Below are 13,649 nucleotides of genomic sequence, written 5' to 3' on the forward strand. Positions count from 1 at the left end.
CCCCCTTCTCCACACGTCCTTGACGACTTCTTGACGTGGTGATCAAGAGTGACATGCCGTTCGTCAGGGTTCGTCACCGGCACCGAGAGGACGCCGAAGACTGCCGGGTCACGGCAATGCACCGAGGGTGATCGTCCTTCAGGATGGCGGCACGGGAGGGCACGGGCGCGGACCCGATGCCGGGAGACGGAAACAGCGAGCGGCTCCTGTTCCTTCCGTCGACGCCACGACACAGGGACACGGGGTTTCTCATGGACGCCATCACCGGAGGCATCGGCGTGCTGGTCGCCGTTGTCCTGTTCATCGCCGTCGCGGTGCTCCTGCTGGTCGGCCGGCTGTTCCGCAAGGTGGAGCAGGGCAAGGCGCTGATCGTCTCCAGGATGCGGAAGGTGGACGTCACCTTCACGGGACAGATCGTCCTGCCCGTCCTGCACAAGGCGGAGGTCATGGACATCTCGGTGAAGACCATCGAGATCTCCCGGACCGGGCGCGACGGACTGATCTGCCGGGACAACATCCGCGCCGACATCCGGATCTCGTTCTTCGTACGGGTCAACAAGACCGTCGACGACGTCATCAAGGTCGCGCAGGCGATCGGCACCGCCCGGGCCAGCGACAAGGAGACGCTGCAGGAGCTGTTCCACGCCAAGTTCTCCGAGGCCGTCAAGACCGTCGGCAAGCAGCTGGACTTCACCGACCTCTACACCAAGCGCGAGGAACTGCGGTTCCGGATCATCGAGCTCATCGGCATCGACCTCAACGGGTACCACCTGGAGGACGCCGCCATCGACCACGTCGAGCAGACGCCGCTGAGCCAGCTCGACCCCGGCAACATCCTCGACGCCCAGGGCATCCGCAAGATCACCGAGCTGACGGCCCTCGAGAACGTCCGGACGAACGAGTACCGCCAGAACGAGCAGAAGGAGATCACCCGGCAGAACGTCGACGCGCGCGAGGCCATCCTGGAGCTGGAGCGGCGCCAGGCCGACGCGGAGATCAAGCAGAAGCGGGAGATCGACACCTCACGGGCCCGTGAGGAGGCGGAGACCGCACGGGTCGTGGAGGAGGAGCGGCTGCGGGCGCAGAGCGCCTTCCTCAGGACCGAGGAGCAGCTCGGCGTCCAGCGCGAGAACCAGGCCCGCGAGGTGGCCGTCGCGCAGAAGAACCGCGAGCGGGTCATCGCCGTCGAGAACGAGCGGATCGAGAAGGACCGCCTCCTGGAGGTCATCGCCCGCGACCGGGAGACCGAACTCACCCGCATCGCGGCGGACAAGGAGGTCGAGGCCGAGCGCCGGGAGATCGCCGAGGTGATCCGGGAGCGGGTCGCCGTGGACCGGACGGTCGCCGAGCAGGAGGAGTCCATCAAGCGGCTCCGCGTCGTCGAGGAGGCCGAGCGCACCCGGCAGGCCGTCGTCATCGCGGCCGAGGCCGAGGCGCAGGAGCGGCTGGTCAAGGACATCAAGGCGGCGGAGGCGGCCGAGCAGGCCGCCGTCCACCGGGCCGCCGAGGAGCTGACCCTGGCCGAGGCCCGCAACCGGGCGGCCGAGATGGACGCCCGCGCCAAGATCCGCCTCGCCGAGGGCGTCCAGGCGGAGGCGGCCGCCGAGGGCCTCGCGGCCGTACGGGTACGGGACATGGAGGCGGACGTCATCGGGAAGTCGGGCCGCGCCGAGGCGGAGGCCACCGAGGCACGGCTGCGCGCCGAGGCGGCCGGCGTCCGCGAGAAGGCACTGGCCGAGGCGGCCGGGACGCGGGAGAAGGCGCTCGCCGAGGCCACGGCGATCGGCGAGAAGCTGAAGGCGGAGGCGGCCGGTCTCACCGAGAAGGCCGCCGCGATGGCCGCCCTCGACGAGGCGTCGCGCACCCACGAGGAGTACCGGTTGCGCCTCGCGGCCGAGAAGGAGATCCGGCTCGCCGGGCTCGACGTCCAGCGGCAGGTCGCGGAGGCGCAGGCCACCGTCCTCGCGACCGGTCTGGAGCAGGCCGACATCAGCATCGTCGGCGGGGAGTCGGTCTTCCTCGACCGCCTGGTGCAGTCGATCTCCCTCGGCAGGTCGGTCGACGGGTTCATGGACCACTCCACCACCGCGCGGACGCTGGCAGGCCCGTGGCTGAACGGTGAGGAGTCCTTCACCGAGGACCTGACCAGGGTGCTGGGCTCGCTGTCCACGGTCGACGTGCGGAACCTCAGCGCCTCCGCGCTCCTCGCGAAGGTCATGAAGTCCGGTGTGCTCGACGGACACGTCCCCGCTCCGGCCCCGGCCGCACCGGCCGAGACGGCCGCGCTGAACGGCACCGCGAAGAACTGACCGCCCCCGGGGGGGAGCGGTCGCAGAGGGTCCGGTGCCGGCAAACGGGGGAGTTGGCGGCACCGGACCCGTAGACACCACCGTACAAGGAGCGGGACGAGATGGGTGCCGGAATCGACCAGGACACGTACACGGTGCTGCGCGACCGGCTCACCGCCCGCGCCACCGAACTGGCCCGGCGCGCCGGGGCCCTCAACGAGGCCCGCATCGAGGCCTTCGGCTCCGGCGAGCTCGCCCTCGCCGACACGCGGCACCTCGACAGCGAGCGGGCCCGCGTGCCCCAGGACCTCGTCGCGGTCGGCGACGGCCTGCTGCTCCTCGGCAGCCGGCCGTCCGGCGCGGCGCTCTCCGAGGTCTCGGTCTCCGACGTCCTCACCCTCCACGACCGCGACCTGAACCCGCTGCCCGAGCAGGCGGTGCCCGGACTCCTGGACGACCCCGACTTCGTACGGGAGTTCTCCGCGCTGCACCGCTACTACCGGGGGGCCCGGCTGGTCCGGCTGCGGCGGACGGAGGGCCGGATCCTCGCCGTCTTCCGGACCGGGGAGCAGGGCGACGACCTGCGGGTGCTGCGCTGGTCCGTCGGGCCCTCCGGCGAGACGCGGTTCCTGGACGCGCGCGGCGAGCGCGACCACGTCCTGCCCCCCTCCGACGACCTCGGCTGGGTGGAGACGACCCGCGACGACCACGTGCCCGGACGGCACCCGCGCATCTCGCTCGCCGGCCGCCTGTACGTCTCCACGGCAGGCGGGACGCTGACGGTCAGGACCGACGACGACACCGACACCGCCGGGGCCGTCCACACCGAGCCCGTCGACGAGCCGCTGCAGTCCCTCGCCGACGCCGAGGTGGCCCACGCGACCGTCGGAGCCCTGATCCTGGTGCGGATCCGCCCCTACAGGGAAGAGGTCCGCCGCCACCTCGTCTTCAACACACTGACCGGCACCGTCGTCAGACTCGACGGCATCGGACAGGCCTGTCTGCGGCTGCCCGAGGACGAGGGGATCGTCTTCCCCGGCGGCTACTGCCTGGCCTCCGGCGCCGTGAGGACCTTCGACACCGAGACCGAGGGACTCGCCTTCGACCGGACGGTCCGCTCCCCCGACGGGGAGCACCTCCTCTACGTCTTCCGCACCCGGGACGAGGGCCGGACCCTGCTCCTCCCGTACGACCTGATCGGCAAGGAGATCGCGACCCCGGTCGTCTGCCGCGGGTACGCGCTGCTCGACGACGGGACGATGGCCGTGCTCCGCGGCGGCCCCGACGAACCGGGCCGGGTCCACCCGGTCCAGATCTGGCGCACGCCGTACGTCTCCGACACCCGGGCCCGCCCCGCCGGCAACGGCCCGCTGACCCGCATTGGCAACGCCGATCTCGTCCGGGGCATCGCCGACTGCCTGGCGATCGCCCGGCAGGCCGGCGAACAGACCCCCGCCGCCGGGACGTACGAGGCGCTCGTCGCCGCCTGCGTCCGCGCGGGCGACGTCCACCACTGGCTCGGAGACCCGGACGCCGGCGACCTGGGCACCCCGCTGGCCGAGCTGCGGGCCACCGCGGCCCAGGTCCTCGACGAGTTCGCGACCGTCACCGCGCTGACCCGGCAGGCCGCCGAGGCCCTCGCCGACTCCGCCCAGGAGATCAGCCGCCTCGTCCGCCGCGTCCGCGGCGAGGCGCCCGCCACGGCGGGGGAGTGGATCTCCCGCATCACCGAACTCCGCCACGCCCAGGGACACCTGGTGACCCTGCGGGACATGCGGTACGCCGACACGGACGGCATCGACACCCTCGCCGCCGACGTCGAGGCCGACATCGCCTCGGCCGCCCGCCGGGCCGTCGCCTTCCTCAAGGGCGACGACGCCTTCACCCCCCACCACACCGAGGCGGAACGGCTCGCCGCCGAGGCCGAGGCCGTGACCACCGTCGCCGGCACGGGCCCGGCCGCCGAACGGATCGACGCGCGCACCCACGAGCTGCGCACGCTCAGCGAGGTCATCGCCGGACTCGACATCGGCGACGCGACCGTCCGCGCCTCGATCCTGGCGCGGATCGCCGACGTCCTCGGCGCGCTCAACCGCGCCCGGGCGCTCCTCGCCGCCCGCCGCGCCGAACTCCTGGACCAGGAGGGCCGGGCCGAGTTCGCCGCCGAGCTCGCCCTGCTCGGCCAGGCCGTCACGGGCGCGCTGGCCGCCGCCGACACCCCCGAGCGCTGCGACGAACAGTTCGGCCGGCTCCTGCTCCAGCTGGAGAACCTGGAGTCCCGCTTCGCCGACCACGACGGCTTCCTCACCGGCCTCGCCGAGCGGCGCACCGAGATCCACGACGCCTTCACCGCGCGCCGCCAGTCCCTCCAGGACGCCCGCGCCCGCCGCGCCGAACGCCTCGCCGAATCGGCCGGCCGGGTCCTGGAGGCCGTCGCCCGGCGGGCCGTGAACCTGACCGGCCTGGACGAGGTGCACACGTACTTCGCCTCCGACCCCATGGTCGCCAGGATCCGGCGCACCACGGCCGAGCTGCGGGAACTCGACGACCCGGTACGGGCGGAGGAACTGGAGAGCCGACTCGCCGCCGCCCGGCAGGAGGCCGGACGGGCGCTGCGGGACCGTACCGAGCTGTTCTCCGACGGCGGCGACACGATCCGGCTCGGCCGGCACCGGTTCGCCGTCACCCGGCAGGCCCCCGAGCTGACCCTCGTACCGCACGGGGACACGCTCGTCCTCGCCGTGACCGGCACGGACTACCGCGCGCCCGTCACCGACCCGGCGTTCGCCGCGGCCCGTCCGTTCTGGGGCAGGACCCTGCCCTCCGAGTCCCCGGAGGTCTACCGCGCCGAACACCTGGCCGCCCGCCTCCTGGCCGAACACGGCGCGGACGGCCTGGCCGGCGCGGACCTCGGCGCGCTCGCACGGCGGGCGGCCGAGGCCGCCTACGACGAGGGATACGAGCACGGCGTCCACGACCACGACGCGGCCCTGATCCTGGCAGCCGTCCTGGAGCTCGGCGAGGGCGCGGGACCGCTCGGTCACACCGGGGCGGCCCGCGCCGCCGCCCAGATGTTCTGGGCCCACGCCACCACCGCCGAGGCCCGCGAGCAGTGGACCCACCGCGCCGTCGCGCTGACCCGGGCCCGCGATCTCTTCGGCACCGAGTCCGCCCTCGACGGGCTCAGGGAGGAGCTGGCGGAGGCGACGGGAGACGCGTCGGCGGCCGCGTACCTGATCGCCGAACTCGCCTCCGGGCCACCGGGGTTCGCCGTCTCCGGAGCGGCGCGCACCCTGCTGGAGAAGTTCCGCCGCACCGTCGGCTCCTCCGCCTACGACGACGCCCTCGCCGCCCTCACCGAGCCGGGCGCACGGCGTCAGCTCGCCGAGGCCTGGCTCACCTCGTACGCCTCGGTGTCCGGGGAACCGCACGACGCCGGCGTGCTCGCCGAGGCCGTCGCCGTCGAACTGTGCCCCGGGCTCGACCGCTACGAGGTCACCGCCCCGACCACGGCGACGGTCACCGGACTCCTGGGCGGCCACCCCCGGGTACGCGCCCGCTCGCTGGAGCTGCGGCTCGACGAATTCCTGTCCAGGACAAGGGAGTTCGCCGACCACGACGTGCCTGCCTTCCGCGCCTACCAGCGGCAGCGGGCGGATCTCCTCGCCCGCGAGCGCGCCCGGCTCCGCGTGGACGAGTACCGCCCCCGGGTCATGTCGTCCTTCGTCCGCAACCGGCTCGTGGACGAGGTGTACCTCCCGCTCGTCGGCGACAGCCTCGCCAAGCAGCTCGGCGCGGCCGGGGACGCCAAGCGCGCCGACTCCCACGGACTGCTGCTGCTCCTCTCCCCGCCCGGCTACGGCAAGACCACCCTCGTCGAGTACGTCGCCGAACGCCTCGGCCTGCTCCTCGTCAAGGTCGACGGACCCGCCCTCGGACCGCGCACGACCTCCCTCGACCCCGCCGCGGCCCCCGACGCCGCCGCCCGGCGGGAGCTGGAGAAGATCGCGTTCGCCCTGGCCGCCGCCAACAACGTGCTGCTGTACGTGGACGACATCCAGCACGCCTCACCGGAGTTCCTGCAGAAGTTCATCCCCCTCTGCGACGCCACCCGCACCCTGAACGGGCACGACCTGCGCGGCAAGCGCTTCGCCGTCTGCATGGCCGGGAACCCGTACACCGAGTCCGGACGGGCCTTCCGCGTACCGGACATGCTCGCCAACCGGGCCGACGTGTGGAACCTCGGCGACGTCCTCACCGGCAAGGAGGAGGCCTTCGCGTTCAGCTTCGTCGAGAACGCCCTCACGTCCCACCCGGTCCTCGCCCCGCTCGCCGGCCGCGACCGCGCCGACCTGGAACTGCTGACCCGCCTCGCGGCAGGGGACCCGGCCGCCCGCCGCGACCGGCTCGCCCACGCCTACGACCCGGCCGAACTCGACGAGGTCCTCGCCGTCCTCCGGCACCTCCTCACCGCCCGCGAGACGGTCCTCGCCGTCAACGAGGCGTACATCGCCTCCGCCGCCACCGCCGACGAGACCCGCACGGAACCGCCGTTCAGGCTCCAGGGGTCCTACCGCACGATGAACAGGATCGCGGCCCGCATCTCGCCCGTCATGGACGGCGCCGAGGTCGGCGCCCTCGTCGACGACCACTACACCGCCGAGGCCCAGACCCTCACCACCGACGCCGAGGCCAACCTCCTCGCGCTCGCCGCCCTCCGCGGCACCCTCACCCCCGCACAGGCCGCGCGCCGGGCCGAACTGACCGCCGCCCGGACACGCGCCCTCGGCGGCCCCGGGGACGACGCCCTGTCCCGGGCGGTCGCCGCCCTCACCCTGCTCGCCGACCGCGTCACGGCCGTCGAGACCGCGATCCTCCGCGCCACCGAGGCGCCCCACCCGTACCCGAACACCGCCGGAAGCGGCGGACAGAGCGAGCCCCCGCACGGCCAAGCCGGTGCACGCGGCGATCGGTGACAGGCCGATCCGCTGCCAGGTGTGCGACAGCGACACCTTCCGCGAGCGGGAGGTGAAGCTACAGCGCGCACAGGGCCCGCCGGGTCAGGAGCGGGGTCTGCGTGGACGAGCGGACGGTCAGCCGCTCGATCAGCCGGCGCAGGTGCGGCTGCGGTTCCGAGCCAGTGAAGCCCGGGGGAGGGAGGGCGGACGACTGGTGCGGAGGCCGGAAATCGCTCCCCGCGCGGGGCGGGGGCTGGAGGATCGACCAGGGCGTGTTCGCCGGTCCCTGCCCCGTGGGCGTGCCCTCGGCGGACGCGCTTCGGCGGAACAGGCCCCTCCCTGTCCCCGCGAGGTGACAGACGCGGGAGGCGGGCCTTCCGGCGCGGTCGCCGGAGCGGAACCGACGCGCCGGGAGCGGTCGACAGCGGCCTCGTACGGCCGATCACGGGGGAGCGGACACCCCAGGGGGTGACCCGGACGGCTCAGGCCGTGAACGAGCCGTGTCGTCCCGCCCCGGCCGCGAAGCGGGCGGCGCCCGACAGGGTTTCGCCTGCTGACAGGGGCACCATGCCGTGCCGCAGTTCGGCCGCCAGGGCCTCGGGCTCGGGCAGGCCGTGCTGCTCGCGCACGGACAGCCGGTCGTGGCGCAGGCACTGCTGGGGGAACCCGGCGATCTCCCGGGCGAGTTCCTCCGCCGCCGCCCGCGCTCCGCCCGACGGTACGAGACGGTTCGCGAGCCCGATGTCGTACGCCTCGGAGGCGGGGACCGGACGGCCGGTCAGGATGAGGTCCATGGCGCGGCTCTCGCCGATCAGCCGCGGCAGCCGGACCATGCCGCCGTCGATCAGGGGCACGCCCCACCGGCGGCAGAACACCCCGAAGACGGCGTCCTCCTCGACCACGCGCAGGTCGCACCAGAGGGCCAGTTCGAGGCCGCCGGCCACGGCATGGCCGCTGACGGCCGCGACGACCGGTTTGGTCAGCCGCAGCCGGGTCGGCCCCATCGGGCCGTCGCCGTCGGGCGCCACCCGGTTCCCGCGCGGTGTCCCGACGGCCTTGAGGTCGGCGCCCGCGCAGAACGTCCCGCCCTCGCCCCACAGCACCGCGACCGCGGCGTCCTCGTCGGCCTCGAACGAGCGGAAGGCGTCCGCCAGTCGCTCCGCCGTCGGCCCGTCCACGGCGTTGCGGGCGGCGGGCCGGGACAGGATCACCGTGGTCACGGGCCCGTCGCGCTCGACGCGGACGGTGTCGTGCTCCGCCGGTGTCGCTGCTGCATCGGTCATGGGGGCATTCTCACGGGGCGGCGGCCCCGTTTCCAGACCGGGTCAGCCCGCGGGCGGGGTGAGGACCACGAAGTCGGCGCCCGACGGGTCGAGACAGACGGCGAGCCGGCCGACCCCCTCCATGTCCACCGGCCCCATCTGGACGCTCCCGCCCTTCCGGGTGACCTCGGCGACCGTGGCGTCGCAGTCGGCGACGGCGAAGACGGGGTGCCAGTACGGCCGTCCGCCCGCGATGTCGAGATCCTCCGCGGACAGCTGCATGAGGCCGCCGTGCATGCGTTCCGCGGGAAGCCCCGCGGGGGTGATGAGGCTGTACGTGCCCGCGCCCTCCGGCAGTGCCATGTCCTCGAACCACCAGCCGAGGACCCCGCCGTAGAAGGCCTTCGCGGCCGCCGCGTCGGTCGTGTACAGCTCGGTCCAGCTCAGCGAGCCCGGCTCGTCCACCAGCTCGGCGCCCTTGATGTCGCCCGCCTGCCAGACGGCGAACTGTCCCCCGAGCGGGTCGCTGTACTGGGCCATCCGGCCCTGCTCGCCGAAGCTCCTCGGCGCCACCCGGACCGTGCCGCCCGCGTCCTCCACCGCCCGGGTCGTGGCGTCGGCGTCGGCGACGGAGTAGTAGATCATCCAGGCCGAGCGCGCGCCGGGTTCGGTCAGCTTCCCGAGCCCGGCGACGACCTTCCCGTCCTTCCGCAGCATCCCGCCCTCCGCGTCCTGCCCCTCGCCCATGGGCTCGTACTCCCAGCCGAGCACGGCGCCGTAGAAGGCCGCGGCGGCCGGTACGTCGGGGGCGCCGAGGTCGAGCCAGCAGGGGGAGCCCGGCACGAAGGCAGTGGTGAGCATGGTGATTCCTTTCGCGGATCCAGTACGGCTCACCCTGGCACCGGACACCGCCTCCTGCCCGTCGGCCGGTAGGTACGCCATTTCATCCGCCGTACATGGAACTGCGGGCCCCCTCCCCATATTGTCGTGGCCATGGCAGCAGGAATCCTCACTGCGCGCCGCCACGTCGACCAGGGGCACGTGGCGAGCGCCCTGTGTACGGTCGCCCCGGCGCGCTGAACGCGCCCCCTCCCCCCACGGGATCCCCACCCGGCGGCCTCCGCCCGACTCCCGTCTCTTCCCCTTCCGCACCGTGCCCGGCGGCGGCACCGACCGCCGTTCGCGCGCGGGCGCCCCCTGTGCCCACGCACCCAGAGGAACGGACACCATGAGCGAGAACCGACGCCCGCAGGTGAGCCGGCGAGGCTTCCTCGGCGGCGCCGCCGCCGTCGCGGCCGCGACCGCCGTGCCCGCCGTCGCGCAGGTCGCCGCGGCCGGCCCCGCCGCTGCCGCCGCCCGGCCGAACATCCTGCTGATCGTCACCGACGACCAGCCCAAGCACACCGAATGGGCGCTGCCCAAGACCGTCGCCTGGCTCGCCGAGCAGGGCGTGAGGTTCACCGACGGTCACGTCACCACCCCGCTGTGCGCCCCCTCGCGCTCCAGCGTGTTCTCCGGCCGCCACGCCCACAACCACGGCGTGCGCAACAACAAGGCCTCGTACGCGCTCGACCAGAACACCACCGTGCAGAAGTACCTCAAGGACGCGGGCTACCGCACCGGCCTCTTCGGCAAGTACCTCAACTCCTGGACCCTGGAGGACAACCCGCCGCACTTCGAGGAGTTCGCCCTCCTCCAGCCCGGGTACGTCGACGCCCGCTGGAACGTCGACGGCGCCGTCCAGACGATCGACGGCTACACCACCACCGTCGTCAGGAACCGCACCCTGAAGTTCCTCGACAAGGCCGCCACCGACCCCCGGCCCTGGTTCGCCTACGTCACGCCCTACGCGTCCCACGGCCCGCGCACCCCCGAGGCCAAGTACGCCGGCACCGCCGTCCCGGACTGGAACGGCCGCCCCTCCGTCCCCGAGGGCGACCGCGCCGACAAACCGGGCTACATCAAGAACGCCACCGGCACCCTCGCCGACGGCCGGCAGATCCGCGCCGAACAGCTGCGAACCCTGCTCTCCGTCGACGACGCGGTCCAGGCCTTCAAGGACCGGCTGCAGGCCCTCGGTCAGCTCGACAACACCCTGGTCATCTACATCGGGGACAACGGCTTCAGCTGGGGCGACCACGGCTGGACGGCGAAGTCGGTGCCCTACCGCCCGGCGCACGAGGTGCCGTTCTACCTCTCGTGGCCGGCCGGCGGCCTCGGCGCGGGAACCCAGGACAACCGCATCGTCGCGAACATCGACATCGCACCGACCATCCTCGACGCCGCCGGCATCACCCCCGCCGCCCCGCAGGACGGCCGGTCGCTGCTCACCGGCTACAGCCGCGACCACCTCCTGGTGGAATGGTGGAAACAGGGCACCGGTACCGGGGGCGCGCCCGCCTGGTCCTCGTACGTGGCCAAGGACGAGCAGTACACGGAGTACTACGACCTGACCACCGACGGGAACGGCACCGTGACCGGCACCGGCCAGGTGAAGTTCCGCGAGTACTACGACCTGGTCGACGACCCGTACCAGCTGACCAACAAGCTGTATCAGGCCACACCCGCCCAGGAGCAGGCCCTCGGCATCCCCGCCCTGGCCGCACGGCTCGCCACCGACCGCGTCGCCTGACCCGCGCCCGCCGGACCGGTCCGCGCTCAGCCGGACCGGTCCAGCAGGAGGTCCCTCACGCAGCCGCGCAGCCAGGCGTGGGCCGGGTCGGCGTCGTGGCGCGGATGCCAGGCGAGGCCGACCGGCAGCGGCGGCAGGTCGAGGGGGACGTCGAAGGTGACGAGCCCCAGGGACTCGGCGAGTACCCGGCTCCGCGCGCTGATCAGGCCGACGAGGTCGGTGTCGCGGAGGACGAACAGCGACGCCGGGTACGTGCCGACGCCCGCCACCACCCGGCGCCGCAGCCCGTACTCGGCCAGCGCGGAGTCGACCGGGCCGTGCAGCCTGCCCCGGCGCGACACGACCAGGTGGTCCGCCTCCGTCGCGAACCGCCGCCGGGTCAGGCGCCCCCGCAGCAGCGGGTGTTCCGCCCGGACGACCCCGAGCATGCGGTCGTCCAGGACGTGCTCGGTGTGCACCTCGGGGTGCACGGTGTCGATGACACCGATCTCCAGGTCGGCGACCCCCTCCCGCAGCGTCGGCGCGTCGACGTGGCTCTCGTTCAGGAACCGCAACCGCGTCAGCGGCGCCTCGCGGCCCGCCCGCGCCAGGAGGGCGGGGCCCAGCTGTGCGGCGTGGGCGTCCTGACCGAGCACCGTGAACGTCCGTGCGACGGTGCGGAGATCGGTGGGCCCCGAGGCCGCGAACAGCGCCCTGGCCCGCTCCACGACCGCGCCGACCTCGGCCCGGACGGACAGCGCGTACGGTGTCGGCACCATCGCCCGCCCCGCGCGCACCAGGATCGGATCCCCGAGCGCCTTGCGGATCCGGCCCAGCGTGCGGCTGGTGGCCGGTTCGGACAGGTGCAGCCGCCTGGCCGCTCCCCGCACGCTCTGTTCGTCGAGGAGGACGTCGAGGGCGAGCAGAAGATTGAGGTCGAGACCGGTCGGCTCCACGGATTGCGTCACACGCACTCACCCCTTGCGAAAGATGCACTGGAAGTAATCCACGGGCCGAGCCTACGGTGGGCGCACATCCCCTCACCACGACGCTCCCCGGAGGAGCCATGTCCTCGCCTGCCCTCTCACCGCCTCCCTCCGCCCCGGCCGACACCGCGCCGGGCCCGCTCACCCGGCCGACCCTGCTCGCCCTCTGCGCCTGCGTCCTCGTCGCGCAGAGCATGGTCGCCGCCATCAACCTCCTCATCCCGCAACTGGCCGCCTCCACCCTCCATCCGTCCGCCACCGAACTGCTGTGGACGGTGGACGCGTACGTCATCGTCTTCGCCGGACTGCTCATCCCCGCCGGAGCACTCGGCGACCGCCGGGGCCGCAAGGGCGTGCTGCTCGCCGGTCTGGCGCTGTTCGCCACGGGGGCGGCGATCAGTGCCCTGGCGACGTCACCGGCGCTGCTGATCGCCGGCCGCGGGGTGTCCGGCGCGGGGGCCGCCTGCGTCATGCCCGCGACCATGTCGATCCTCGTGCGGCTCGCCGGGCCGGAACGCCGGGCCGGAGCCCTCGCCTCGTGGACCCTCGCCGTCGGCCTGGGCGGTCTCGCGGGCAACGCCGGCGGGGGAGCGGTCGGTCAGTTCCTCTCCTGGCGGGCCCTGTTCTGGCTGATGGTCCCGCTCGCCGCGGTCCTGGCCTGGACCGTCGCGGTCGCCGTCCCGCGCACCGAGCGCTCCGCGCACGGGCGCCCCGACCCCCGCGGCACCCTGCTGCTCGTCGCGGCCCTCGTCGCCCTCCTCGCCGGCATCATCGAAGGCCCGGCGCACGGCTGGACCTCCCCCCGCATCCTCGTCCTCTTCGCGGTGGGCGCGGCACTGACCGGCCTGTTCACCTGGTACGCGCTCCGCTCGCCGGCCGCCCTGTTCGACCCGCGGGTCTTCCGCTCCCGGCGGCTGCGCGCCGCCGTCCTCGGCACCGCCACAGGGTTCTTCGGCCTCTTCTCGCTCTTCTACGCCAACTCGCAGTACCTCCAGTACGTCAAGGGGTACGGCCCCGCCCTCACCGGGCTCGCCATCGTCCCGCTCACCCTCGGCATGGCCCTCTTCCCCAAGGTCGCGACCCGCTGGCAGGCCGCCTCGGGCCCGCGCCCCGCCGTCGCCACCGGGCTCCTCCTCATCGGCGCCGGACTCCTGGGGGTCTCCACCGCCGGAGCGGCCACGCCGTACGCGCTGTACGCCTGCTGGCTGCTCGTCATATCGGCCGGCACCGGGCTGTGCATGCCCGCCCTGACCGTCGGCGTCGTCACCTCCCTCCCCACCGACCGGGCGGGCCTCGGTTCCGGCCTCGGCACCTCGGCGCGGGAGATCGGTGCAGCCCTCGGTGTGGCCGTCACCGGCACCGTGCTCGCCGCGCACCAGGCCGACGCCCGCGTCGGGTCCTTCGCCGACGCGATGAGCCCGGCGCTGCGCACGGCGGGCGCGGTCGTCCTGGCCGCCACCGCCCTGGTCGTCCTCGGCTACCGGGGCGGGTCCGGGGAGCGGACGGCCACCGGAGCCTGAGGGCGGGGTCCGCGGGGCGCGGGT

General features: G+C 73.8%; 7 protein-coding genes. 4 read left to right on the top strand and 3 right to left on the bottom strand.

The window, feature by feature from the left end; genetic code table 11:
* Positions 1-251: 251 nt before the first annotated feature.
* Both ACN9MM_RS34760 and ACN9MM_RS34765 read left to right on the top strand, forming a co-directional pair.
* Positions 252-2,309: a flotillin family protein gene (locus tag ACN9MM_RS34760; protein WP_426367726.1), complete on the top strand. Its 2,058-nt coding sequence runs from the start codon at positions 252-254 to the stop codon at positions 2,307-2,309.
* Between the two features lie 101 nt (positions 2,310-2,410).
* Positions 2,411-7,264 carry a DNA repair ATPase gene (locus ACN9MM_RS34765; protein ID WP_426367727.1) on the top strand — a complete coding sequence of 1,618 codons (4,854 nt, stop codon included), beginning with the start codon at positions 2,411-2,413 and terminating at the stop codon, positions 7,262-7,264.
* A gap of 464 nt (positions 7,265-7,728) precedes the next feature.
* Here the strand turns inward: ACN9MM_RS34765 and ACN9MM_RS34770 are convergent, their stop codons facing one another.
* Together ACN9MM_RS34770 and ACN9MM_RS34775 are read right to left on the bottom strand one after the other, a co-directional pair.
* Positions 7,729-8,529 (bottom strand): crotonase/enoyl-CoA hydratase family protein, encoded by an 801-nt coding sequence (locus tag ACN9MM_RS34770; RefSeq protein ID WP_426367728.1) that lies wholly within the window; start codon positions 8,527-8,529, stop codon positions 7,729-7,731.
* A 42-nt stretch (positions 8,530-8,571) separates the two neighbouring features.
* Positions 8,572-9,369: a VOC family protein gene (locus tag ACN9MM_RS34775; protein ID WP_426367729.1), complete on the bottom strand. Its 798-nt coding sequence runs from the start codon at positions 9,367-9,369 to the stop codon at positions 8,572-8,574.
* Between the two features lie 367 nt (positions 9,370-9,736).
* Here ACN9MM_RS34775 and ACN9MM_RS34780 point away from each other — a divergent pair, with 367 nt between their 5' ends.
* Entirely contained in the window at positions 9,737-11,140 is a 1,404-nt protein-coding gene (locus ACN9MM_RS34780) for a sulfatase family protein (protein ID WP_426367730.1), read from the top strand.
* A 26-nt stretch (positions 11,141-11,166) separates the two neighbouring features.
* Here ACN9MM_RS34780 and ACN9MM_RS34785 read toward each other — a convergent pair whose 3' ends face one another.
* On the bottom strand, positions 11,167-12,093 hold the full coding sequence (locus tag ACN9MM_RS34785) for a LysR family transcriptional regulator (RefSeq protein WP_426367731.1): 927 nt from the start codon (positions 12,091-12,093) through the stop codon (positions 11,167-11,169).
* Positions 12,094-12,185: 92 nt separating this feature from the next.
* On the opposite strand from ACN9MM_RS34785, the gene ACN9MM_RS34790 reads away from it, so the two are divergent.
* Positions 12,186-13,625: an MFS transporter gene (locus ACN9MM_RS34790; RefSeq protein ID WP_426367732.1), complete on the top strand. Its 1,440-nt coding sequence runs from the start codon at positions 12,186-12,188 to the stop codon at positions 13,623-13,625.
* The last annotated feature ends 24 nt before the right edge of the window (positions 13,626-13,649 follow it).

It is taken from the genome of Streptomyces sp. E-08, from assembly GCF_049913095.1.
Lineage (GTDB): Bacteria > Actinomycetota > Actinomycetes > Streptomycetales > Streptomycetaceae > Streptomyces.

Excerpts from the sequence above, each read along its gene's own strand:
- ACN9MM_RS34760 (WP_426367726.1), top strand. The coding sequence starts at position 252 with ATGGACGCCATCACCGGAGGCATCGGCGTGCTGGTCGCCGTTGTCCTG.
- ACN9MM_RS34765 (WP_426367727.1), top strand. The coding sequence starts at position 2,411 with ATGGGTGCCGGAATCGACCAGGACACGTACACGGTGCTGCGCGACCGG.
- ACN9MM_RS34770 (WP_426367728.1), bottom strand. The coding sequence starts at position 8,529 with ATGACCGATGCAGCAGCGACACCGGCGGAGCACGACACCGTCCGCGTC.
- ACN9MM_RS34775 (WP_426367729.1), bottom strand. The coding sequence starts at position 9,369 with ATGCTCACCACTGCCTTCGTGCCGGGCTCCCCCTGCTGGCTCGACCTC.
- ACN9MM_RS34780 (WP_426367730.1), top strand. The coding sequence starts at position 9,737 with ATGAGCGAGAACCGACGCCCGCAGGTGAGCCGGCGAGGCTTCCTCGGC.
- ACN9MM_RS34790 (WP_426367732.1), top strand. The coding sequence starts at position 12,186 with ATGTCCTCGCCTGCCCTCTCACCGCCTCCCTCCGCCCCGGCCGACACC.